This is a genomic window from Longimicrobiaceae bacterium, from assembly GCA_036375715.1.
In the GTDB taxonomy this organism is placed as follows: Bacteria; Gemmatimonadota; Gemmatimonadetes; order Longimicrobiales; family Longimicrobiaceae; genus DASVBS01.
Window position 1 is genome coordinate 35039 of the sequence record DASVBS010000031.1, and the last position, 22069, is coordinate 57107.

The window sequence follows — 22069 nt, forward strand, 5'->3', positions numbered from 1 at the left end:
AAGGCGGAGGCCGCGGAGGCCGTCTTCGCGGCGCTGGGGCGGAGGCAGGTGGCTACAGCTTGCGTAGTCGCACGCGCTGGACCGAGTGGCGTCTTCCCTTTTCCAGGATCAGATCGGCGCGCTCGCGGGTGGGAAGCACGTTCTCGACCAGGTTCACTTCGTTGATCTCCTTCCAGATGCGCAGCGCCGTCTCCACGGCCTCCTCCTCGGAGATGTCGGCGAAACGGTGGAAGTACGACTCGGGGTCCTGGAAGACGGTTTCGCGCAGCCGCAGGAATCGCTGCACGTACCACTCTCGCAGGTCCTCGACCGAGGCGTCGACGAAGATGGAGAAGTCGAAGAAGTCAGAAACGAAAACGGGAGCTGCCGCGCCGGTCTGCAACACGTTCAGGCCTTCGATGATGACGATGTCGGGTCGGTCCACCGTCTGCACTTCGCCCGGCACGATGTCGTAGCGCAGGTGAGAGTAAACCGGGGCGGTTACCCGCGGACGACCCGACTTGACGTCCGAGCAGAAGCGGATCAGCCGCCGCAGGTCGTAGCTCTCCGGAAACCCCTTGCGGTGCATGAGCCCGCGCTCTTCCAGGATCCGGTTCGGGTAGAGGAAGCCGTCCGTGGTGATGAGGTCGACGCGGGGGTGGTCGTCCCAGCGGGAGAGGAGCGCCTGAAGGATGCGCGCCGTGGTGCTCTTTCCCACCGCGACGCTGCCAGCCACGCCGATCACGTAGGGCACCTTCGCCGGCGTGCTCTCCAGGAAGGTCTCGCTGACCCGGTGCAGGTGCTGGGCTGCCGCCACGTGGAGGTTCACGAGGCGCGCGAGGGGCAGGTAGATGTCGGCTACTTCCTGCAGCGAGATCTCCTCGTTGATTCCCCGCAGTCGCAGCACCTCCTCCTCGGTGAGCGGAACGGGGATCTTTCCGCTGAGAGCCGACCACTCCTCTCGCGAGAAGGTGACGTACGGGGAATAGGCGGCGACCTCGTCCGCTGAATGGATTGCCCGCTTGTCTCGGGCGGGATCAGGCACGTTCGCCGCTGCCGACTGTGCCACCATCAGACCTCGTTGCCTCGTCCGGCCGCGGTGCCAGGCCCGCCCGTGCCCGCCGCCCGCCGCGCGAGCGCCAGCTCACAGATCCGCTCACACACCTCATCGAACGCGATTCCCACGGCCGCGGCAGATTTGGGAAGCAGGCTGGTCGAGGTCATCCCCGGGAGGGTGTTGACCTCGAGACACCAGAGGTTGCCGTTGGGGTCGAGCCGAAAGTCCACGCGGCTGTAATCGCGCAGCTTCAGCGCGGTATGGGCTCTGAGTCCCAGCTCCCGTACCCGCTCGGAGTCCTCCTCAGGGAGGGCCGCGGGGAAGATCTCCTCGGCACCCCCCAATTGATACTTACTCTCGTAGTCGAAGACCTCACCGCGCGGGATGATCTCTCCCACGGCGAGAGGTTGCCCGGCGAGGATGCCGACGGTGAGCTCCCGTCCCGGGATGAACCGCTCCAGCATCACCTCGTCGTCGAACCGGGCGGCGCGCGCCAGTGCATCCTCCAGCTCGGCGCGTTCCCGCACGATGCTCAATCCCACCGACGAGCCCTGCTTGCTCGGCTTGATCACGACCGGAAAGCCGAGCTCACGTTCTACCGTTTCCGGCTCGACAGGCGCCATCAGCCAGGGTGCGGTGGGAACACCGGCGAGCTTGAAAAGACGCTTGGCGACGTCCTTGTCCATCGCGATCGCGCTGGCGAGCAGGCCACTTCCCGTGTAGGTGATGCCCGCGAAATCCAGGATTGCCTGCAGCGTTCCGTCCTCCCCGGAACCGCCGTGGAGGGCGAGGAAGACGACGTCGGCCTCCCGTAGCGCCGGGTTCTCGGCGAGCGCCAGTGGATTGCCCTGGCGGAGGCGGCGCAGCTCCTCCTCCGAGGGAGGTTGTGGTCCTACGCCGGATTCCAGTAGGCGGGCCTCGTCCTCCCCCTGGAGCGTGCCCCGCGCGGTGTCCACGGCCACCACCTCGTGGCCACGCGATCGCAATGCCCGGAATACCTGCGCCCCGCTGGCGATGGAGACGTCTCGCTCCTCGCTCGTCCCGCCCAGCAAAACCGCGATCTTCATACGGTCCCAGGATCAGGAATGCCCGCGCGTGCGGCGCGTTCGCCGAAAGCCACGTACGCCCCCTCGAAAGACCCGGCTACCTCTCCTTCTCCGTAAAGCTCTGCATGCACCTGGATGCGGGCACGTCCGCGGCGACGAAGGCTGCGAAGAAAGCGCTCCCAGCTCTCGGGCGCAGGCGCCGGACAGAAGGCTTCGAAATCGCCCGGCAGTGGGCGGCTGTACTCGATGGTGTTGCGCTGAATGACGATGCGGCTGGGATGGGCATTGTCCCGCAGCCGGGTGTGGATGAGCGTCCACCCGGCGAGGATGGCGAGCGCCGAAGCGCTACCCCCGAAGATGGTGTCGCGATGGTTGATGTTGGGCCCGAGAGGGGCTCGAAGCCGAACTCCCTCCGCGTCCGCCTGCACGACCGCGACTTCCATGGCGCGGCTCAGGGGGATGTGGGTGTGGAGGTAGGCCTCGAGGGCGGCAAGGTCCGTCGTCATCGACCCCGGGACTCAGCCACCGATGCCACCCGGCCCGAGCGGATCGAGCGGCTCCTCCTGGACGGGCGGTACGTGTCGTGCCGCGCCGTGGTTGCGGATCTCCTCCTCGTCTGCCTCCCCCGGGCGGTCCCGCCGGGCAGCAGGGTTCACATCCGCCTTTTCCCGGGCGCTCTGTTCGCGCTTTCGCCTGGCTTCGTCCATCGTCCCTTCACCTGCCAGTGGCGGGTTCGCGGAGTCGGTCTGCGTACCGCTGCCGGAACTTCGCCAGCTTCGGGGCGATCACTACCTGGCAATAGCCCTGCCGCGGATTTCGGACGTAGTAGTCGTAGTGGTATTCCTCCGCTGGATAGAAAGGCCCCTCCGGTTCGATGGTCGTAACGATCGGATCCGGGTAGATCCCGTTCCGCTCGAGCTCTGCGATCACCGCCTCCGCAATCGCCCTCTGCTCGGGCGAGTGCGGGAAGATGGCCGAGCGGTACTGCGTTCCCGCGTCCGCGCCCTGACGATTCGGGGTGGTCGGATCGTGGGTGCTGAAGAAGATCTCCAGCAACTCGCGATAGGAGATCTCGTTAGGGTCGAAGGTGATGCGGATCGCTTCGGCGTGGCCGGTGGTGCCCGAGCAGACCTGCTCGTAGGTCGGGTTCGGAGCGGTGCCGCCGGTGTACCCCGGTTCCACCTTCTCCACCCCGCGCAGGCTGTCGAAGACCGCTTCGGTGCACCAGAAACAGCCCCCCGCGAGGGTGGCGACCTGACGCTCCGCCGTGCGCTCGTTCATCGGGCGTTCAATCGAGGAAGGGAGACGGCGGCCGCGGCCGATCCTCCGCGAGCCGCAGCGCCGTCTGCAGGTGACGCGCGGCTTCGAACCCGTCGTCGTCGCGACGCAGTACCCGTTCCGCGTCCGCGAGTGCGGCGAGCAGGCGAGCACGGAGCTCGTCGGGGATCGGCGCAGCCTTGACCCGCTCCGAGATGCGGGCAATGCGCTCGGCGAGGCGATCCGCCATCACCGGGCTGTCGCCGACGCGTCGAGCCTCCTGTTGAGCGAGCGAGATTCCCGCCTCAGGTCCGCGTCGAGAGCCATTGCGAAGTTCTCCGACGAGCGGAGGGAGGGGAGCAGGTCGCGGGCGGCATCGACCGCGCCTCCCCTCTCTCCGGCTCAGTGGGCTGCCAGCCAGTACGAGAAAGCCATCACGATGCCGATGAAGACCAGCGCCGTGGCAAAGCCGATCAGGCCGATCTTCAGGTTCGACTCCTCCCGGTTGTGCATGTCCGCCATTTCGTGCTTCTCCGCCAGTACAGAAGGTTGATTGTTGGGGAGCCTAGTTGGAGCTGCCGCTGATCTGCTCGGCGAGCCGCAGCGCCTCGTAGGCGTTGACGATTCCCCCGGTGATCGAGAGCTCGCCGAAGGGAACTCGCCTGTCGCCGTCGCCCGGGAGCGTCACCGTCAGGTCGGGCTGCCGCACCGCCGATTGGAGAATGATCTCCTTTACCTGCTCCGCCGTCAAATCCGGGTAGTAGGACATGATCAGCGCGGCGATGCCGGTCACCACGGGCGCAGCCATGCTGGTGCCGCTGTTCTCCTCGTATTCGCCATCCGGAATGGTGGAGAGGATGTCTACGCCGGGGGCGAAGACGTGCACCGCGTTCGCGCCGTAGTTGGAAAACGGGGCGACCAGCTCGGGTGGCGACTTCCAGGAGAGAGCGCCGACTTCGATCCACGCCCGCGCCGAATCACCGTCCAGGAAGACGCGAGTCGGGTAGCTGGGTTCCACCCCTACGTCCTCTCCGTCGTTGCCCGCGGCGTGCACGAATAGCACGCCCTTCTCCTCGGCGTAGCGGACCGCCTCGTCCACCAACTCCTTGTTGGGCGAGTAACCCTTGCCGAAGCTCATGTTGATGATCTGCGCGCCGTTGTCCGCGGCGTAGCGGATGGCGTTGGCCACGTCCTTGTCGCGCTCATCCCCGTCCGGCACCGTTCGCACCGACATGATCTGGACCGCGGACGCGATCCCGTCGATGCCCATTCCGTTCCCCCGCTCTGCGGCCACGATGCCCGCGACGTGCGTTCCGTGCTCGGCGGTGGGGCCCTCCACGTCGTTGTTGCCGTAGTAGCGCTGATGCAGGCTATCGGGGTCGTCCCCGACGATCGGCCGTGGGTCGAAGGAGGGGTTGAGGTTGTACTCCACCATCTCCTCCAGCACCTCCAGGTCCCGGTCGATCACCTCCGGCGTCGCCCCCTGCCGGGCAAGCTGGAGGTAGATGCTCTGCGCCTGCATTACGTCGACGCGGCCGCTGTTGATGGCCTCCACGTTCTCGACGGTGAGGCTGTCGGTCCCCAGCTCCGCGCGCAGGACCGCCATCGCGCGGTCGAGCGCCGCGTCGATGTTCCGGTACTGGTTCAGCAGATTTGTCTTGTCCGCCCGCTCGGCCTGGAATTCCTCGGCGGCGGCGAGATACGTTTCATAGTCCTCGCGCGCTTCCGGCGAGAGGGTGTCCGGCTGCACGTTGGCGAAACGGGTCCGGCCCTCGACGTACAGCCGCGTCATCTCGTACGTGTCCTGCTCCACGTTCCGCCCGTCGGGTGCGCCGAGGAAGTTCCATCCATGCACATCGTCCGGATAGCCGTTGCCGTCGTCGTCTACCCCGTTACCCGCAACCTCGTCGCTGTTCGTCCAGATGTTGTCCGCGAGATCGGGGTGATCGATGTCGACCCCCGAGTCGAGGATGGCCACCACCACGGTCCGCTCGGGTTCGCGCCCGGAGAGCAGCTCGCGGTAGGCGCGCTCGGTGCCGGTACCGAAAACGTGTGCCTCCGTGTCGAGGAGCCACCAGTTTTCCGGGGCTTCCTCTAGCACCACCGTGGGCGCCGGCGGGGGTGGCGCCCCGCGATCGTCCGGGGCAGGTCCACTTACCGACGCTGCCGTCGGGGCACATGCACCCAGGAGCAGGGAGACGGCAAGGAACGGATGAAAACGGTTGACCACGGGGCGAGTCCGGGTGAAGGTGGGTTCCAGCACGCGTAACGAGTGTGCGGATCGCGTTTTGTTGCGTAGATGCCAGCTTCGCGCCCGCGCGGGGCGTGCAGCCGCATACCCCGATCCGGCCTGCCGGATCCCTCGTGCTCGCAAGGATCTTGCGCAGAGTTGTGCGCCGCGCCGGTGGGGTGGTAGCTCCCACGCCTCACGGACGCGTCTTTCCGCCTCTATTCAGAACCCCAAAGGGAAGGGAAAAGGGCATGAACAAGAGCGAGCTCATCCAGGATGTTGCGGAGCGCACCGGAATGCCGCGAAGCCAGGTGAGTACTGTCGTCGACGCGCTCTTCAACCCTGAGAACGGAGCGATCGTGTCGGCGCTGCGAAAGGGGGAGAACGTCGGGATCACCGGCTTCGGGAGCTTCCGCACAACCCGGCGTGCGGCCAGAAAGGGGCGCAACCCTCAGACCGGGAAGGTAATCGACATCGCCGCTTCCACCGCGGCCGGGTTCACCGCTGGAAAGGGGCTGAAGGACGCGCTGAACCGGAAATGAATTTTTCCTGAATCTCGAGCCGCGAGGTTCGAGACCTGGGCCACCGAGGCGGAGCCGGGTCGCGCTTTCCTTCGGTGGCTCAGGTCTCTCGGGCCTCAGAGCTCGAAGCCCGTCCGCAGCACCTCGAGCTTACACCGTCGAGCTCATACCTTGCGCCTGAAATCTCGAGCTCACCTCTCCAGCTGATCTCGCCAACCTACCTCTCCCGCCTACCTCTATAGCTTAACTCTCGCGCCTGCATCATCGGCCTCCCCCGCTGGACTCTCCCTCTCCGCCTCTCTATTCTTCCCGGCGTTCCTGACCATCAACCTCTCGACCGCCGGAGGCCATTCGCCGTGATCGACCTGAGCCAGCCGCTCTCCCCCGCCGACCTGGTGTCCGCAATTACCCGGATGTGGGAGCTGTCCGCCCGCAAGATCCGCTCGATCGCCTCCGACTTCGACCCCGCACTCGGGGCCCCCGTATTCACGGTGGAAGGACGGTATACCACCCGGGGCTGGACGGAATGGACGCAGGGCTTTCAGTATGGCTCGGAGATCCTCCAGTTCGACGCCACCGGCGAGACGGAGTTCCTCGAGTCGGGCCGGCGGAACACGCTGGAGCGGATGGCGCCGCACGTCACCCATTTTGGCGTCCACGATCACGGCTTCAACAACGTCAGCACCTACGGAAACCTCCGCCGCCTCGTGCTGGAGGGCCGCGTACCGCGCGATCCGTGGGAGCTCGCCTTCTACGAGATGGCGCTGAAAGCCTCCGGAGCGGTGCAGGCTCATCGCTGGACCGAGCTGCCCTCGGGGGAAGGGTACATCTACTCCTTCAACGGCCCACACTCGCTCTTTGCGGACACCATCCGGTCGCTGCGCTCGCTCGCCGTTGCCCACCAACTCGGGCATACCCTATCGGGGGAGAACGACCGAAGCGTCTCGCTGCTCGAGCGCCTGGTAGTGCATGCGCGGACCACCGCACGCTACACGGTCTACTACGGCGAGGGACGCGATCACTACGACGTGCGCGGACGGGTAGCCCACGAGAGCATCTTCAACGTGAACGACGGGCAGTATCGCTGCCCGAACAGCCAGCAGGGCTTCTCGCCCTTCACTACCTGGACGCGCGGGCTTGCCTGGATCATCTGCGGCTACGCGGAGCAGCTGGAGTTCCTCCAGACCCGCTCCGACGAAGAGCTGGCTCCGCTCGGCGGCCGTGCCGAGATCGAGGGGATGATGCAGAGGGCAGCCCTGGCAACGGCGGACTTCTACATCGAGAACACGCCGACCTGCGGGGTCCCCTACTGGGACACGGGGGCTCCTGAGCTGCACCGACTGGAGGACTACCTCTCGCGGCCGGCGGACCCGTTCAACGACGTGGAGCCGGTGGACAGCTCGGCGGCGGCGATTGCCGCGCAGGGGCTCCTCCGCCTGGGCACTTACCTCGGTCGCGAGGGCGACGGTGCGCGCTACTGGCAGGCCGGGCTCCGCGTGATGAGGACCCTGCTGGACGAGCCTTACCTGAGCACCTCCCCGGATCACCACGGGCTGCTGCTGCACGTGGTGTATCACTGGCCCCGGGGGTGGGACCACGTACCGCGGGGAAAGCGGGTGCCGGCGGGTGAATCGGCGATGTGGGGCGACTACCACCTTCGCGAAGCCGCGCTCTATCTGCAGCGCGTGGCTCGCGGTGAACCGTACCTCACTTTCTGGGCGTGAGCGCCCCGGACGACCCGACGACAGGAACGATGAGAAAAGTCGCACTGGTGACCGGCGGCGCGCGGGGGATCGGGCTCGGGATCTCCGAGTCGCTCGCCCGGGAGGGGTACGACCTGGTGCTCTGTGGACAGCGTCCCGCCGAGGCGGTCGGGGAGGTGGTGCAGTCGCTGGAGCGTTTCGGCGGCGCCGTCCACTACGTCACCGCCGACGTGAGTGACGGCGAGGCCAGGGCACGGCTCCTGGCCAGCGCGCGGGAGCGCTTCGGCCGGCTGAACCTGCTGGTGAACAACGCCGGGGTGGCACCGCGGGTCAGGAACGACATCCTCGACACCACCGAGGAGAGCTACGATTGGGTGCTGAGTGTGAATCTGCGCGGACCCTTCTTCCTGACTCAGGCGGTGGCCCGCTGGATGCTCGAGCAGCGTCGGGAAGATCCCTCCTTCGAGGGATCGATCGTGTTCGTGACCTCGATCTCCTCCACCGTGGCCTCCACCAACCGGGTGGAGTACTGCATCTCCAAAGCGGGGTTGAGCATGGCTGCGCAGACCTGGGCGGTGCGGCTGGCCGAGTTCGGGATCCCCGTGTACGAGGTTCGTCCCGGGGTGATCCAGACGGACATGACCGCGGGCGTGCAGGAGCGCTACAACCGGCTGATCGAACAGGGTCTCATGCTCCAGCCCCGCTGGGGCCTCCCGGAGGACGTGGGTCGCGCCGTCGCCATGCTCGCCCGCGGCGACCTCAGCTATTCCACCGGCCAGGTGATCATGGTGGATGGGGGAATGCTGGTGGATCGACTTTGAGGGGCAGGTGGGGATTCTGAATTCTGAATTACGAATTACGAATCGCTGCTCATGTCCTACCCTCCTGCCGACGACGACGCCCGACGACGAGAGGTGCTCGAGCGGCTCGCCGCCGCCGCTCGCCGGCTGGGCCTTCCGCGCGAGCGCCTCGCCCTCCTCCTGCGCAAGCTCGAAGCGAACGAGGAGGCCACGCGAAGCTTCCTCGCTCGCGAAGTCTACGGAGTGACCGAGGAAGAGTTGGACGAGATGCTCAGGCGGGAACTGGGAGAGGGAGGGGATTGATGCCGGTGAGCAACTCAAAATTCAACATTGAGAATCTACCATTCGTAATTCGTAATTCGTAATTCAATACCGAACCCCCTCAGCCTCCAGCAGGATCCTCGAGCATACCGATCCGTGGCGGGCGGCCTCGATGAGAAGGGAGAGGTCGGTGGTCCACTGCTGCTCGACGTAGGCCGTTCCGGTGGTGCGTGCTCGGCGCACGTCGGGGGCACCGCTCACCACCACCGCTTCCAGGTCCATCAGGATCAGCAGGTACTCGCCGCGGTCCGCGGCGCGGATCCCGACGAAGCGCCTAGCAGCCAGCTCCGCGCCTAGCTTCTCTTCTCCCAATCGCCGCAGGGCCGCTTCGGGCAGCTCACCGGGTTTGAGCGATACGGCCGGGAGGCCCCACAGCAGGGCGAGCTCCGGGTCGTGGGGCGGACGGCGCACGGCCAGGAACGCCGCTGGTCTGGCGCGATCCCGCACCACCGCCGCAACCGAGCATTTGACTGGCTTGTCCAGGATCTCACTCACCGCTCTATCCCTGTTCCCCGGCCTTCGACCCATCCGTCGCCTCGAGCGACGATCGGCGCACGACCTCGACCGGATCGCTGCGGCGGATCCCCAGCGCCTCGGCCGCCGACGCACCGTTCACCGAGACCTCTACGAACCCGGAGCTCCCGATGATCAGGAACGGCGCCCCCGGGATGGCTCCCGCGTAGGTCGTGCGGATTTCCCGCAGCTCGATCTCGCCACCGCGGCCGTGGACTCGCACCGCGCCGTCCGCCAGCAGCGCCTCGGTGAGGTTGGTGACGCAGTTCCCGAACCGGTCCACGTGGAGAACGCGCCCGCGAATCCGATCCCCACTGAGGTGTGGCTCCAGCGGTGGGAGCCGCCGAGGATCCGCGACGGGTGGGCCGAGGGTGGCCGAATTCACCCCGCGAGCGAGGGCGGCGCCCAGCGGCGCAAAGATATCACGGCCGTGAAAAGTCGTGCTCACCGTCGGTCGAAAGAAGCGCCGCTCGGTGACCTCGCGGACCACCGCGTTCGGCTCCCGATCGAGGAGGTAGCTGAACACACCGTTGTCCGGCCCGACGAAGCGCTGTTCCGCCGCCTCTACCACGATGACCCTCCGCTCGCTCCCCACGCCCGGATCCACCACCACCACGTGCACGGTCCCCGCAGGGAAGTAGGGGTAGGCCGCAAGCAGCGAGAAGGCGGCTGCCTCCACGTCGCCAGGAGGAATCTCGTGGCCGAGGTCCACGATCGAGACCCCGGGCGCGCTACCCAGCAGGACCGCCTTCATCGTCCCCACGTAGTGATCGCGCCCCCCGAAGTCCGTCAGCAGCGAAACGAGTCCGGTAGACTCTCCAAAATCCACAAAAACTCCAATTTCCGAAGGGCTTGGTGGTTGGATTATAACCGACAATGCAGCAATTACTTAGATTGATGCTTCAGATCGATTCTTTCTACCCGATCTCTCCGTATCGAGACCCTTGACGGGTCAGCGCTTCCGGCATACGTTTGACACCGTCGCGCATGACGGGGGCTCCATTTTGAGCCGACAGTTCAGAAGCCGGGGGCCGTTTCGAACGGTGACGCCACGCCCCGAGAGGGGAAGGCGGGAGCTCAAGAACGGTCACCCAACGATTGTACAATCGGGCTTCAAAACACCCCCGGCATGCACGGCACCAGAAGCGAGAAGCCTCCCCCCGGCCATTCGGGTGGGAGGCTTCTCTGCCTTCGGAGTGTGGCAACGCCCGTGTTCGATTCCGCGACGCGTGACAGCCAAGCCGGAGCCATCGAAGAGACAGCCACTACTTCACCTTCGGTCGCTCTCCGGCTCTTCCGGCGCGTGGCTGACGAGCCAATCCAGCGCCGCCTCCGTGCTCTGGAATGCCTCCAGAGGGCGCCCCGTGAAATCCGCCACCGCTCCGAGCGTGGGGCGCTCAGTCTCAGGAAGGCCCACCACCGCCCGCGCCCTCACGAAGTCCACATTCGCGGCGGCGGCCTCCCCCAGCATGCGCACGAGGCGCAGGCCGAAAGGAACCCCGTTCAGGTCCAGCAGGGCAAGGACGGAGTTCGGTGGCTCCGCCTGCACCATGCTGGTCGCCTGGCGGGCAGCCTCTTCCAGCTCCTCTACCGTGCGGATTCCCGAGTAGTCCACGTAGAGGATGCGTTTCCCGCGGTGGGCGAGGTATCGCGCCCTCTCCATCCTGCTCGCTAGGCTGTGCGGGTCCCGCGTGACGACCACCCCCGGATCGCCACGCGGGTGAATGTACTGCGGGCTCGAAAGGGTGGTTCCCTTCAGGGCTTCCACTCCCCTCGAGCAACCGCGGGCACGAAGGACTCGATTCCCGGTGGCGGGAACTCGAGCGTGCGCCCCTCCTCCGCGCTCCGATAGGCGGTCATGAGCAGGTCCATCACGTCCACCCCGTCGTCGAAGGTCAGCAGGGGCTTCTCTTTACCCAGGAAGGCTCGGGCGAAGTGCCGGTTTTCCGCCTCGTAACCATAGACCGAGGGCTCGTTCGGAACCACCGGCATCAGCCCCATCTCGGCGTTCTGCTTCTCCACCAGGTCCTCGCCCGCTTCGCCCTTCACCTCGCGGCTGAAGAAGACGTTGAGACCGCTGTCGATGGAGCGCCAGGACATCGAATACTCGGGTCCGAGCAGCTCGGCGGAGAGCCTGAGACCCGCGCCGACGTAGCTCCAGGAGGTGGTCGCCTCCCCGATCACTGTGTGGCCGTCGTCCGTCTCGAACTCGACCGTCATGCTGGCAAAGTCCTCCACCGGGCGCCGGGTGAAGTCGACCTCGGCCCCGTACCGCTGGGTCAGCAGGCGGGCGTACTCCGGGCGAGTCCACTTCAAGCTGGCGATCTTCGCGCTGATCCGGACCGGACGCACGGTCGACAGCGGTTCGCCCGGGCGGGTGAGCAGGTGTCGGACGAGGACCACCGAGTGGCACATCATATCGTTCAGCACCCCGCCACCCTGCTTGTCTCCCTGCCAGAACCAGGGATTGTGCGGCCCGCTATGCTCTTCCGCCGCCCGAGCCAGATAGGGCCTGCCGGTGACCGCGGCGCCTCGCGCCCAGATCAGCTCGCGCCCGCGCTCCACGTGCGGGGTGAAGAGCTGATCCTCGAGATAAGCGTGGGTGAGGCCGGCCCGCTTCACCAGGGCGGTGATGTGTCGTGCCTCGGCGGAGTTCCGGGCGAGCGGCTTCTCGCACGCGACGCCCATCAGTGATCCCTTTCCGCTCTCTACCGCGGCGACGATCTCCTCGACGTTCTCCACGCGGGCGTGGTTGGGTCCGCAGATCCAGATGGCGTCGATCTCCGGATCGGCCACCATCTCCGTGATTGACCCGTAGGCCTTGGCCTCGCCCACATCCAGCTCGCGGGCAAGACGCGCGGCGGCCTCGGCGCGGTCGCGGTGAGGGCTCCAGACGCCCGCCACGTCCGCCTCGCGGACCCCGATGATAGACTTGATGTGGAACTGCGTGATGAAACCGCTGCCGACGAAACCGATACGGAGGCGACGCGCGCTCATGATGCCACCCCCGGCGCACAGGTGGCAGCGCGTGCCTGCAAGGCGGGAGCGAAGGTGCTTTCCGACCGGAAAGCCCGGGGGGTGCCGGCCTCAGGCCAGAGCGCTAGCGCACCACAGGTCGGGCGACCAGCACGGCCTCCGCGATGTCCGCGTCCCGCGCGTGCACGGCGAGGGCGATCCCCGGCGGGCTCGAAGGAGAAGCGACGGGATTCGTCGCCTCCTCCGTGAAGAGTAGCGAGTAGATTCCCGCCGAGAGCAGTTCTACCTGCGCCTCGTCGGCGTCCATGTACTCGTCGAAGGTTCGGATGATAACCAGGCTTTCCGACATGATGATCCACCGATGGAAGGAAGGCCTCGCGCCCTACCCCCGAATGGGTGGAACCGCCGAGAACCCTCGTGCGCGGGCTCTCAATGCAAGAGCTCTGCCGGAATCGCTGGATAGCGTGTAAATGTCGTATTTCCATAGCTATACGAGGGGGAAAAAGTGCGCCAGAACCAGCGTGACGAGCAATCCAGTGAAGCCGAGAACGACCAGCAATGTGGTCCAGGATCGGAGCCCCTGAGTGACGGTGAGCCCGCCCATCTTGGTGTAGATCCAGAAGCCGCTGTCGTTCATCCAGGAGACCACCAGCGAGCCGCTGGCGATGGCCGTGGCCAGATAGACGACGTGGAAGGAGAGCTGATCCGTCCCCCCGAGGATCGCCATCATCATCGCCGAAGCGGTGATCATGGCGACAGTGCTCGAACCCTGCGCCGTCTTCAGCAGGCTCGAAAGGGCGAACGAGACCAGGATGAGCATGACCGGCGAGGCCGCCAGGTTTCCTTCGAAGAGGCTCTGGATGGCGGGGCCGATCTGTGCCTCGCGCAACATCGCCCCGAACGCGCCTCCCGCGGCGGTGATCAGGATGATCACGCCGCCGCTCATCAGCGCATCCTCCGTCATCGTGGCCATCTCGTCCAGCGAGGGGCGCCGCTGGTCGTAGTATAGCCACATCGCGACGAAGGCGGACAGAAGGAGGGCGAAGTTGGAGTTACCGAACACCGCGGTGTACGGCTGCACCGTCGTCCAGAAAGCGGATGAGCCGGGAATCTCCACGAAGGTGGAGACGATCGTGTTGGCGGAAATCAGGACGACGGGTAGGAGAATCGGGAGCAGCGACGGGAAAAGCCCCGGAAGCGTGGGCTCGGGTGCGTAGTCGGGTTGCGGAACCCCCGCCTCGTCGCCGGTCAGGTGCACCGGCATCTGGCGATCCATCCAACCGGCGTATAGCAGCCCGGCCACCGCGCAGGGGATGCCTACCATCGCACCTATCACGATCATGACTCCCAGGTCTATCCCCATCGTTCCCGCGAGCACCAGGGGTCCGGGGGTCGGCGGGACCATGGTGTGGGTGACCGCCCCACCGGCTCCGATCGCCATGATGTAGAGCAGATAATTCTTGCGCGTCCGCCGGTACATGGAGCGCGCGAGCGGTACCAGCAGGTAGAAGACCGTATCGAAGAAGACGGGCACTCCCAGCACGTATCCGCTGGACAGGAGCGCCACTCCTCCTCGGTCCTCGCCGAGCAGCGAGAGGAACGCTCGCACGATTCTGTCGGCCGCCCCGCTGTCCATCATCGCTTTGCCGATCACGGCCGCCAGGGCGATGACGATGCCGATGCTTCCGGCGGTGGTGCCGAAGGCCTCGGCTACCCGACCGATCTTCACCGCGAGGTCGCCGGGCGCCAGCAAACTCACTACGATGGCCGCGATGAGCAGCGCGATGAAGGCGTTGAGACGAAGGCCGACGATCAGGCCGATGACCGTGACCATCCCGATGAGCAGGATGACCAGCGGGAAGAGCTCACTCACGGGCAGATTTCCGTTTGTGGTTCATAGGCATGCGCGCACGGGTCAGAAGATCCGGACCGATCCGGAACCCCTGCCGGAGTCCGGGAGGGGTGGGAGCGCGGGCCGGAGTTAGCCGGCCTATCGAATGGGTGAACGATCCGTCGGGCGGAGGAAGGACGGCTCCACCTTCGACGCGATGCGCCCGTCGACCTGCGAAGCCGCGAGACCTCACGCCACCCGGAACTGGCGTCGAAGGCAGCCCAATTCCGCTCCGCGGCCTGGCGGCCGGGCGTCAGTTCCCGATCGCACCTCCACGAGCGAACTCGAGGCCTGCCTCCAGGCACACCCTGGCGTAGTCCCAGGTGTCCTCGTCGATGGTCGAACCGGCACGGTCGAGAACGCGGAGCGACTCGGCGAGACAGCTGCGCACACGCTCCGGTGCGTCACCCTCTGCCTCGACGTGCCGGGACAGTCCGGCGAAGGCGAGTCGCAGCCGGTGGGCGTCCTCTTCGGTGGCGCGAGTCCGACAGAGCTCGATCACGTTCTCGAGGTCCTCGATCAGGTGCTCCCGGGTCATGGTCTCCTCCTCGCGGGTGGCGGACGCCCTCGGCGGACCGTCGTGCGGCGCTAGTCTACCGAATCGTAGATCAGCACGCGGGTCCAGAAGCTACTACACTCATTGCGAAAGCGGTCGTGGACCGGGTGGTCCTGATAAGCGTCATGACCGGCCTGGTCGTCGAAAACCACCGTGAGAGCGTAGGAGTAGCTTCGATCGATCACCGGGCGGTCCGTCGGGGCCGGCCTGCCCAGCCAGCCGTAACGGACGGTCTCGATGCGCGTAAGCGCTCGAGCCTGACTCACGAACTGCTCGCGCTGCGCCTCGGTGAGGCCATCGGCGAGCCAGAAGTAGACGGAATGGATGAACATGGGATACGAACGCGGGGTGAACGTGCGTGAAAGCGCTAATCATTCACCCCGTGAGCCGATTTGGAAAGGACGAGCCGAGAAGCGAGCTCGTCCTGAACACGGCGCGGATGCTGCAGGAATTTTGGATTTTGGATTTTGGATTTTGGATTTTGAATCAGAAGTCGTCGTCGATTGCGAATTGTAAGTGACGAGCCCGCTGATAGTTGTTCGTTGGAGCTTACTGTGTAGCAGTTCGGGCTGCGTCCGACGATTCGGCCTCAGAGCCAATTCAAAATTCAAAATTCAAAATCAAAAATTACCCCACGGCCTCTGCCTCCGTCACACGCAATCCGGCCTCGAGCACCTCGATGATCCGGTCCACGTCATAGACGCACCCGGCCCAGGTGCCGCCGCTGACGCGCTGCAGGGCCGCCCAGAGGCGCGTATCGTCGGGCAGATTGGGGTGCGGGCGCAGCGCGGGGTGGGGATCGCGGCCGCGCAGGATCGCCTCGGCCTCGGCGGGCGAGAGGGGGCCGTCCGCAGTGCCGACCAGGTCGATCCGCCCGGTGAGCGCCTTACGATCGATCTCGATCTCGATCAGGTCGTCGTCCCGCAGGCGACCGATCGGACCGCCGGCGAGCGCTTCGGGACCGATGTGCCCCACGCAGGCGCCCGTGGAGAAGCCGGAGAAGCGGGCGTCGGTCAGCACGGGGATGTATTTGCCCCAGGGAACGTACTTCAACGCGGTCGTGATCTGTGCGCTCTCCTGCATTCCTGTTCCCGAAGGGCCCGCGCCGATGAGGACGAGCACCTCTCCGGGCTGCACCGGGCGCTCCGTTCCCCCCTTTACCGCCCGGATCGCTTCCCTCTCGTCGACGAAGACCCGCGCACGACCTCTGAACCGGTACACCTGGTCCTCGTCCACGACCGTAGGGTCGATGGCGGTGGCTTTCACCACCGACCCCTCTGGAGCGATGTTCCCCACGGGGAAGACAACGGTGCTGGTGAGTCCCGCCGCGCGTGCCGCGTCGGGGTCCATGATCACCCGATCGGGATCGACCCCCGCCGCGTCTCGCAGACGAGCGCGCACGGCGTGTCGGCGCTCGCTCCCCTCCCACCAGTCGAGGACGCTGTCGAGGGTCTCGCCGGTAGCGGTCCGAGCCCCGAGCTCCAGCAGTCCCATCCTGCGCAGGTGCAGCATCACCTCCGGCACTCCGCCGGCCATGAAGGCATGAACGGTGGGGTGATTGCGGGGCCCGTTCGGAAGCACGTCCACCAGGCGGGGGATCGACCGGTTGACGTGGATCCAGTCCTGAACGGTCGGGCGGGGAAGTCGTGCGGCGTGCGCGATCGCCGGGATGTGCAGCAGGAGGTTGGTCGACCCGCCGAACGCGGCGTGCACCAGCATGGCGTTGTGCAGCGCCCGCTCGTCCAGGAGGTCGCGCAGAGCCGTGCCCGCGGCAGCGAGCCGCACCAGCGCCAGCGCGGAGCGGTGGGCCATATCCAGCCAGATCGGCTCCCCCGAGGGGCACAGCGCGCTGTGCGGGAGCGTCAGTCCCAGCGCCTCGGCGACCACCTGTGAGGTCGCCGCCGTCCCCAGGAACTGACAGCCACCCCCGGGTGAGCCGCAGGCGCGGCATCCCATCTCCTCCGCATATTCCAGAGTGATCAGGCCGTGCGCGAAGCGCGCTCCGAGGCTCTGCACCTGCCCCGCGTCTTCTGCTCCGACGGTGGGCAGGGTCACGCCCCCCGGAACGACGATGCCTGGAAGGTGGCTCATCCCGGCGAGCGCCAGCATGGTCGCGGGAAGACCCTTGTCACAGGTGGCGACACCCATGACCGCCTTCGCCGTGGGTAGCGACCGGATCAGCCGTCTCATCACCTGAGCGGCGTCGTTCCGATAAGGCAGGCTGTCGAACATCCCGGTGGTGCCCTGCGTGCGCCCGTCGCAGGGATCGCTGCAGTACACCGCGAAGGGAACTCCGCCCTGCTCGCGAATCGTGTCCGCCGCCCGGCGAACCAGGAGGCCGATCTCCCAGTGGCCCGTGTGATAGCCGAGCGCGATCGGACTGCCGTCTTCCCGCCGCAGACCTCCGTGCGTGCTCACGATCACGAAATCGGAGCCGAGGGCGGCAGTCGGGTCCCAGCCCATCCCCACGTTCTGAGTCAGCCCGAAGAGGTTCCCGCTCGGCGCCTCGCGGAGCATTGCCTCCGTGAGTGTGAGGCGTCCGTGCGGGCCCTCCCCCGCCAGTCGGGTGGTGGTGGCGGAGGCATCGCCTCCCAGAACCTCATCGAGCGTGGGCGTGCGAAGTCGGGACATCATCGTCGAGAGTAAAAAGCCGTGTGCGGAAACAGTGTTCAACTTCGCACGTTGCCCCCGGGGCGGCAACGCTCCTCGAACGCCCTCCCCATACGGCACTTCGCCTGGTACAGTGTGACCTGCAGAGGACAGAGAATGTGTGCTAGATCAGATAACTACTTGTTATAACTCAACTTACGAAGCGGCACGCTTTAAGCATTCTCCGAGGGTGAACCTCGAGACGGAGAGTGCTCATGGAAATCATGCGTCGATATATGGTGACACACCCCACGCGACTGGGTGCGTACCTGGCCCTGCAGTGCGCTCTGATGCGGAGGTTTCTAGCGCGGGGGGGAACGGCGGAGGAATTCTGCGAGCGGCTCGCACCGATCTTCCACCGCCGATACGCGCCGCTCGTGTTTGGTGATGCGAGCCGTGCCCTTCCACTCGACAGCCCTCGTCTGCGTCAGGAGTGGCGGACCGGCCCCTGAGGGCAGCCGTCAGCCTTTCTGCAGCTCCACCAGCTCCAGATCGAACGTCAGATCCTTGCCGGCCAGCGGGTGATTCGCATCCAGTGTCACGGCGTCATCCGTGACCTCGGAGATGCGGGCGATGGCTCGCTGGCCTCCCTGGGTGAGCTGCACCTCGAGCCCCACGGCCGGCTCCATGCCGGGAGGGAACTGTTCGCGGGGAACAGAGAAGACGAGGTCGTCGCGATGGTCCCCGTACGCCTCGGCCGCGGGGATGGTGACGGTGCGCTCCTCCCCCTCCGCCATGCCGGTGACGGCCTGGTCGAAGCCGGAGATCACCCGCCCGGAGCCGACCGTGAACTCGAGCGGATCCCTGCCGCGCGAGGAGTCGAAGACGCTTCCGTCTTCCAGGCTGCCGGTGTAGTGCACGCGGACGGTGTCACCGGGTTGCGCTCTATCCATGGTCTCACTCCGCTGGGGGTGAAGAAGTACGCGGGACGGCGCTCCCGCGGGAAGCGGCTGGGCGACGCAAGAGCGTTGCCGCCTCTTCGCGTACCCGGCTCCAGATCTCCGGATCGACGAGGACCCCTCGGCGCAGACTCTCTTCGCGATCGCGGAGAACCCGCTCCCCGGGGTAGCGCACTCCTTCTTCCCGCAGACCCGCGATGACCCGCTCGGCCACGGCACTCCCGTCGGCCGGGATGGCCAGGAAAACCTGCGAGATCTCGGTCTCGCGATCGAAGTCGGGCTCGATGTCGCAGGTTGCCCGCCCACCGGCCAGCGTGGCCGCCACGATGTCGAGCAGCATCGCCAACCCGCTGCCCTTCCAGTAGCCTGTGGGCAGCGGCCGCCCCGTGCGCAGGATGGCCGCCGCATCGCGGGTCAGCTCCCCGTTCTCGTCGTGGCCGCCAGGAACCGGCAGCGGCCGTCCCGACCGCGCGTACCCGGCCAGCGAGCCATAGGAGAACTGCGACATGGCCATGTCGAGGACCACGTGGCCCCCCGGGCGCGGAACGGCGATCACGAGCGGGTTGTTGCCGAGCAGGGGACGCTCGGAGCCCCAGGGAGGCAGGTTCGGGAGAGTGTTCGTCCAGCAGATGCCGATCATCCCCGCCTCGGCCGCCTGCCAGCCGTAGCTTCCGGCGCGCATCCAGTGGTTGGTGTTCCTGAGCGCCACGCAGCCGATACCCCGCTCACGCGCCAGCGCGATAGCCCGAGCCATGGCGAATCGGGCGTTGAGGTTACCGGGGCCGCGCCGTCCGTCCCAGCGCTCGACGGCGCCATCGCCCGAGACCTTCACAGGCGTGGCCGACGGATCCACCAGCCCGTCGCGGATATTCCTGACGAAGCGGGGGAAGCGATTCAGGCCGTGTGAGTGCACCCCGTCGCGGCTGGCCTCCGCAAAGAGGAGCGCGGAGGCGGCGGCGCGCTCCTGTTCGAAGCCCTCTGCCACCAGGATCGCCGTCAGCGTGCGGTGCAACTCCTCGAACGGGACGCGAACCTCCGTACTGCTCATCTCACTCGTAGCGGCAACGGGCCGGGTCGGAGGCCACGAAGTACCGCTTGTAGTTGGTCGCCTTCGGGTCCATGCACCCCTTCAGGTCGAGGAGCCGGATGTTGCGGAATTCGATCGGCTGTCCTTCGCTCTGCAGGGCGATGTACCCGCTGTCCAGGATCTTGCCGTCCTGCTTGATCGCCGGGTCGAATCGGGTGACGACCCCGCCGCCGATCTGCGGCTTGCTGTAAACCAGTACGGTGTCACCGTTGATGATGTGCTTGATGATGGAGTCACCGAGCACCAGTGCCTCCGCATGCACCCACTCGTCCTTGGGCAGCGCCTGACCACTCGCGTTGATGCAGTGCCGCGTATCGAGCCGTCCGTTGTAGACGACGTGCGTGCCCGGCGTGCAGAGGTTACCGGTCGGTCGTGGCCGCTGCCCGGGGATCAGAGCGTAGAATTGCATCTCGACCGAGATTGGCCAGTCCTGCTCCCGCGGCATCGTGCGGGGATCCTGCGCGTGCAGCATGATGCCGCTGTTGAGCAGGACGTAGTCCGGGGCGCCACGCTGCATCTCGCCCGAGAAGCGGTACTCGAGGGAGACGAGGTAGTGTGAGAAGGGCTGATCGTAGTAGAGGTGCGCGAAGCGATCGCCGAAATCGCCGTACTGATCGTACCGCACCTTGACCATCCCGTCCTCGGCCCGGAAGGTGTCGCCGTAATTGTCCCCCACCTCGTGGTGGTGGATCTTCACCGTCCAGCCGCTGAGGTCACGACCGTTGAACAGCTCGATCCACTCGCGCTCGTCGGGATCATTGGCCGCGGTCGTGCCGGCGGCGGAGACGCATGCGGCGAGCAGCACGAGCACCCCCGCGAGCGCGGTCCGGTGCCGCGCGGGGGAACGGGGAGACATCCTCAGTAGCTGCACTGGGAGAGATCCGAGTGGACGTAGTAGGACTTGTAGTTCGCCGCCTGCGGATCGGTGCAGCCGGAGAGGTTGAGGATCTCGACCTTGCGGAAGTCGATCGGGTGGCTCTCGCTCTGGAGGGTGATGTAACCCCCGGTGAGTAGCCGCCCGTCCTGTTTCACCTCCGGATCGAACGGGTTCACCGAGCCACCGCCGATCTGCGGCTTGGTGTACGTGAGCACCGTATCCCCCTCCACGATGTGCTTGATGATGGAGTCACCGAGCACCAGCACCTCGACGCGAACCCACTGCTCGCCCTCGTAGGTCTCCGAAGACGAGTTGATGCAGTGCCGGGTCTCCAGCTCACCGTTCATCACCACGTTGGTGCCGGGCGTGCACAGGTTGGCCGTCGTTCGTGGTCCCTCTCCCAGCCCGCCGAGGAGCTGCACCTCGATGGAGATGGGGAAGTCCTGGTCACGGAGCATCGTCTCGGGGGGCTGCGAGTGCACCATGATGCCGCTGTTGCGTCTCGCCCAGCCCGGACCGCCGGGGGCCTGTTCCCCGACGAAGCGGTATTCGACGCCGAGCAGGTAATAGGAGAACGGCTCCTGATAGTAGAGGTGGCCGAACTGGTCATTGAAGTCCGTGTACCCGTCGTACCGGACGCTCAGGTTGCCGTCGATCACCCGGAAGGTGTTCGCGTAATTCTCACCGAGCTCATGCGTTCGGATCTTGGGCGTCCAGCCGGTGAGGTCGCGGCCATTGAAGAGTTGCACCCACTCGCGTTCGTCGGGATCGACCCTCGGGGTTCTGCTGCCTCCCGAGGCGCACCCGGCGAGCGTGGCGGTGGCGGCCACGGACAGGGTGAGAACCAGGCGGCCATGAAGGGCGCGACAAAGCAGCGATGCGACGGTAGTCATGTTACCGGGGGATGATGGGTTGGTCCGGTGCGGCGTCCGGGTCGGCGCGGAGCGGGAGATCGATGCCACACGTCGACCAGGTTCAGCGGCCAGACTAAGGCACCGTGGACGATCGGGCAAGCGGCGTGTGCCTTGCGTTGTGCACGGTCTCCAGCCGCGTCCACCCCCTCTCCGTGTGTCCATGCCCGGCAAGCACGACGACCTTCACGGCAATGCTCCCGATCGGTCGCCGACCGCGCTGTTGCTGGTCGACGTGATCAACGACCTGGAGTTCGAGGGGGGCGAGCAGCTGCTCGAGTTCGCCTTACCCGCCGCGCGGGGCATCGCTGAGCTGAAGCAGCGCGCGGCTCGACACGGGATCCCGACGATCTACGCGAACGACAACTTCGGGCGCTGGCAGTCGAACCTGAACGACGTGGTGCAGCACTGCCTGGAGGACGGGGTGCGAGGCGAGCCGATCGTCGAGCTCCTTCGGCCGGGATCGGAAGACTATTTCGTCCTGAAGCCGAAGCACTCCGCCTTCTTCGCCACGCCCCTGGAGCTCCTGCTCAAATACCTGGAGGTCGATCGACTGGTGCTCTGCGGCTTCAGCGGCGACCAGTGTGTGCTGCTGAGCGCCGCCGACGCCTATCTACGGGATCTGCACCTCCACGTACCCTCGGATTGTGTGGCCTCCATGAACCCGCGCGAGAACGCGCGGGCGCTGGCCTACATGCAGCGCAATTTCGACGCGGATATCGCCCCCGCCGCCGAGCTGGACCTCTCGCGCTTGAGCCGGGGCGACGGGGAAGGCCGCTGAGGCACGCCAGCAGAC

Annotated in this window: 25 protein-coding genes; 5 read left to right on the forward strand and 20 right to left on the reverse strand. The window is 66.3% G+C overall.

The window, feature by feature from the left end; all coding sequences use genetic code 11:
• Nucleotides 1-52 precede the first annotated feature (52 nt).
• The 7 genes from coaA to VF167_05590 form a co-directional block, all read right to left on the reverse strand.
• Nucleotides 53-1051, reverse strand: a complete 999-nt coding sequence (coaA, locus tag VF167_05560) for a type I pantothenate kinase (GenBank protein HEX6924872.1) — start codon at nt 1049-1051, stop codon at nt 53-55.
• Nucleotides 1051-2103: a D-alanine--D-alanine ligase gene (locus tag VF167_05565; GenBank protein HEX6924873.1), complete on the reverse strand. Its 1053-nt coding sequence runs from the start codon at nt 2101-2103 to the stop codon at nt 1051-1053. Before VF167_05565 ends, coaA begins: the two co-directional genes overlap by 1 nt.
• Nucleotides 2100-2588, reverse strand: coding sequence for a YiiD C-terminal domain-containing protein (locus tag VF167_05570; protein HEX6924874.1), 489 nt, complete (start codon nt 2586-2588; stop codon nt 2100-2102). Before VF167_05570 ends, VF167_05565 begins: the two co-directional genes overlap by 4 nt.
• Nucleotides 2589-2600: 12 nt before the next feature.
• Nucleotides 2601-2789, reverse strand: coding sequence for a hypothetical protein (locus VF167_05575; protein ID HEX6924875.1), 189 nt, complete (start codon nt 2787-2789; stop codon nt 2601-2603).
• 7 nt (nt 2790-2796) lie between these two features.
• Nucleotides 2797-3363 (reverse strand): peptide-methionine (S)-S-oxide reductase MsrA, encoded by a 567-nt coding sequence (gene msrA / locus VF167_05580; protein ID HEX6924876.1) that lies wholly within the window; start codon nt 3361-3363, stop codon nt 2797-2799.
• Between the two features lie 7 nt (nt 3364-3370).
• Nucleotides 3371-3589 (reverse strand): hypothetical protein, encoded by a 219-nt coding sequence (locus VF167_05585; GenBank protein HEX6924877.1) that lies wholly within the window; start codon nt 3587-3589, stop codon nt 3371-3373.
• Nucleotides 3590-3904: 315 nt separating this feature from the next.
• The gene (locus VF167_05590; protein ID HEX6924878.1) at nt 3905-5602 is read right to left on the reverse strand and encodes a S8 family peptidase; all 1698 of its coding nucleotides are present in this window, start codon (nt 5600-5602) and stop codon (nt 3905-3907) included.
• Between the two features lie 218 nt (nt 5603-5820).
• Between VF167_05590 and VF167_05595 the strand changes: the two genes are divergently transcribed.
• From VF167_05595 to VF167_05610, 4 genes are all read left to right on the forward strand, one after another.
• Complete coding sequence (locus tag VF167_05595) at nt 5821-6111, forward strand: HU family DNA-binding protein (protein ID HEX6924879.1); 291 nt, start codon at nt 5821-5823, stop codon at nt 6109-6111.
• A gap of 335 nt (nt 6112-6446) precedes the next feature.
• Complete coding sequence (locus VF167_05600; GenBank protein ID HEX6924880.1) at nt 6447-7814, forward strand: hypothetical protein; 1368 nt, start codon at nt 6447-6449, stop codon at nt 7812-7814.
• Nucleotides 7815-7843: 29 nt separating this feature from the next.
• On the forward strand, nt 7844-8614 hold the full coding sequence (locus VF167_05605) for a 3-ketoacyl-ACP reductase (GenBank protein ID HEX6924881.1): 771 nt from the start codon (nt 7844-7846) through the stop codon (nt 8612-8614).
• A 51-nt stretch (nt 8615-8665) separates the two neighbouring features.
• On the forward strand, nt 8666-8896 hold the full coding sequence (locus VF167_05610) for a hypothetical protein (GenBank protein HEX6924882.1): 231 nt from the start codon (nt 8666-8668) through the stop codon (nt 8894-8896).
• A 63-nt stretch (nt 8897-8959) separates the two neighbouring features.
• On the opposite strand, the gene VF167_05615 is transcribed toward VF167_05610, so the two are convergent.
• From VF167_05615 to VF167_05675, 13 genes are all read right to left on the reverse strand, one after another.
• Nucleotides 8960-9409 carry an NUDIX domain-containing protein gene (locus tag VF167_05615; GenBank protein ID HEX6924883.1) on the reverse strand — a complete coding sequence of 150 codons (450 nt, stop codon included), beginning with the start codon at nt 9407-9409 and terminating at the stop codon, nt 8960-8962.
• Nucleotides 9410-9413: 4 nt separating this feature from the next.
• On the reverse strand, nt 9414-10256 hold the full coding sequence (locus tag VF167_05620) for an SAM-dependent chlorinase/fluorinase (GenBank protein ID HEX6924884.1): 843 nt from the start codon (nt 10254-10256) through the stop codon (nt 9414-9416).
• A 441-nt stretch (nt 10257-10697) separates the two neighbouring features.
• Nucleotides 10698-11195, reverse strand: a complete 498-nt coding sequence (locus VF167_05625; protein HEX6924885.1) for a hypothetical protein — start codon at nt 11193-11195, stop codon at nt 10698-10700.
• Entirely contained in the window at nt 11183-12424 is a 1242-nt protein-coding gene (locus VF167_05630) for a Gfo/Idh/MocA family oxidoreductase (protein HEX6924886.1), read from the reverse strand. Before VF167_05630 ends, VF167_05625 begins: the two co-directional genes overlap by 13 nt.
• A gap of 103 nt (nt 12425-12527) precedes the next feature.
• On the reverse strand, nt 12528-12752 hold the full coding sequence (locus VF167_05635; GenBank protein ID HEX6924887.1) for a hypothetical protein: 225 nt from the start codon (nt 12750-12752) through the stop codon (nt 12528-12530).
• 138 nt (nt 12753-12890) lie between these two features.
• Nucleotides 12891-14276, reverse strand: a complete 1386-nt coding sequence (locus VF167_05640) for an SLC13 family permease (GenBank protein ID HEX6924888.1) — start codon at nt 14274-14276, stop codon at nt 12891-12893.
• A gap of 271 nt (nt 14277-14547) precedes the next feature.
• A complete protein-coding gene (locus VF167_05645) occupies nt 14548-14832 on the reverse strand; it encodes a hypothetical protein (protein ID HEX6924889.1) in 285 nt (94 codons plus the stop codon).
• 50 nt (nt 14833-14882) lie between these two features.
• The gene (locus VF167_05650) at nt 14883-15182 is read right to left on the reverse strand and encodes a Dabb family protein (GenBank protein HEX6924890.1); all 300 of its coding nucleotides are present in this window, start codon (nt 15180-15182) and stop codon (nt 14883-14885) included.
• 295 nt (nt 15183-15477) lie between these two features.
• Nucleotides 15478-17484: a YjhG/YagF family D-xylonate dehydratase gene (locus VF167_05655; GenBank protein HEX6924891.1), complete on the reverse strand. Its 2007-nt coding sequence runs from the start codon at nt 17482-17484 to the stop codon at nt 15478-15480.
• Nucleotides 17485-17960: 476 nt separating this feature from the next.
• On the reverse strand, nt 17961-18392 hold the full coding sequence (locus tag VF167_05660; protein ID HEX6924892.1) for a peptidylprolyl isomerase: 432 nt from the start codon (nt 18390-18392) through the stop codon (nt 17961-17963).
• A 4-nt stretch (nt 18393-18396) separates the two neighbouring features.
• Nucleotides 18397-19446 (reverse strand): 3-dehydro-L-gulonate 2-dehydrogenase, encoded by a 1050-nt coding sequence (gene yiaK, locus VF167_05665; GenBank protein ID HEX6924893.1) that lies wholly within the window; start codon nt 19444-19446, stop codon nt 18397-18399.
• Nucleotide 19447: 1 nt separating this feature from the next.
• Entirely contained in the window at nt 19448-20341 is an 894-nt protein-coding gene (locus VF167_05670; GenBank protein ID HEX6924894.1) for a DUF1080 domain-containing protein, read from the reverse strand.
• 2 nt (nt 20342-20343) lie between these two features.
• Nucleotides 20344-21255 (reverse strand): family 16 glycoside hydrolase, encoded by a 912-nt coding sequence (locus VF167_05675; GenBank protein ID HEX6924895.1) that lies wholly within the window; start codon nt 21253-21255, stop codon nt 20344-20346.
• Between the two features lie 181 nt (nt 21256-21436).
• Here VF167_05675 and VF167_05680 point away from each other — a divergent pair, with 181 nt between their 5' ends.
• Nucleotides 21437-22054, forward strand: coding sequence for an isochorismatase family cysteine hydrolase (locus VF167_05680; GenBank protein ID HEX6924896.1), 618 nt, complete (start codon nt 21437-21439; stop codon nt 22052-22054).
• Nucleotides 22055-22069 lie beyond the last annotated feature (15 nt).

Excerpts from the sequence above, each read along its gene's own strand:
- coaA (HEX6924872.1), bottom strand. The coding sequence starts at position 1,051 with ATGGTGGCACAGTCGGCAGCGGCGAACGTGCCTGATCCCGCCCGAGAC.
- VF167_05565 (HEX6924873.1), bottom strand. The coding sequence starts at position 2,103 with ATGAAGATCGCGGTTTTGCTGGGCGGGACGAGCGAGGAGCGAGACGTC.
- VF167_05570 (HEX6924874.1), bottom strand. The coding sequence starts at position 2,588 with ATGACGACGGACCTTGCCGCCCTCGAGGCCTACCTCCACACCCACATC.
- VF167_05575 (HEX6924875.1), bottom strand. The coding sequence starts at position 2,789 with ATGGACGAAGCCAGGCGAAAGCGCGAACAGAGCGCCCGGGAAAAGGCG.
- msrA (HEX6924876.1), bottom strand. The coding sequence starts at position 3,363 with ATGAACGAGCGCACGGCGGAGCGTCAGGTCGCCACCCTCGCGGGGGGC.
- VF167_05585 (HEX6924877.1), bottom strand. The coding sequence starts at position 3,589 with ATGGCGGATCGCCTCGCCGAGCGCATTGCCCGCATCTCGGAGCGGGTC.
- VF167_05595 (HEX6924879.1), top strand. The coding sequence starts at position 5,821 with ATGAACAAGAGCGAGCTCATCCAGGATGTTGCGGAGCGCACCGGAATG.
- VF167_05605 (HEX6924881.1), top strand. The coding sequence starts at position 7,844 with ATGAGAAAAGTCGCACTGGTGACCGGCGGCGCGCGGGGGATCGGGCTC.
- VF167_05610 (HEX6924882.1), top strand. The coding sequence starts at position 8,666 with ATGTCCTACCCTCCTGCCGACGACGACGCCCGACGACGAGAGGTGCTC.
- VF167_05630 (HEX6924886.1), bottom strand. The coding sequence starts at position 12,424 with ATGAGCGCGCGTCGCCTCCGTATCGGTTTCGTCGGCAGCGGTTTCATC.
- VF167_05635 (HEX6924887.1), bottom strand. The coding sequence starts at position 12,752 with ATGTCGGAAAGCCTGGTTATCATCCGAACCTTCGACGAGTACATGGAC.
- VF167_05645 (HEX6924889.1), bottom strand. The coding sequence starts at position 14,832 with ATGACCCGGGAGCACCTGATCGAGGACCTCGAGAACGTGATCGAGCTC.
- VF167_05650 (HEX6924890.1), bottom strand. The coding sequence starts at position 15,182 with ATGTTCATCCATTCCGTCTACTTCTGGCTCGCCGATGGCCTCACCGAG.
- VF167_05655 (HEX6924891.1), bottom strand. The coding sequence starts at position 17,484 with ATGATGTCCCGACTTCGCACGCCCACGCTCGATGAGGTTCTGGGAGGC.
- VF167_05660 (HEX6924892.1), bottom strand. The coding sequence starts at position 18,392 with ATGGATAGAGCGCAACCCGGTGACACCGTCCGCGTGCACTACACCGGC.
- yiaK (HEX6924893.1), bottom strand. The coding sequence starts at position 19,446 with ATGAGCAGTACGGAGGTTCGCGTCCCGTTCGAGGAGTTGCACCGCACG.
- VF167_05670 (HEX6924894.1), bottom strand. The coding sequence starts at position 20,341 with ATGTCTCCCCGTTCCCCCGCGCGGCACCGGACCGCGCTCGCGGGGGTG.
- VF167_05675 (HEX6924895.1), bottom strand. The coding sequence starts at position 21,255 with ATGACTACCGTCGCATCGCTGCTTTGTCGCGCCCTTCATGGCCGCCTG.
- VF167_05680 (HEX6924896.1), top strand. The coding sequence starts at position 21,437 with ATGCCCGGCAAGCACGACGACCTTCACGGCAATGCTCCCGATCGGTCG.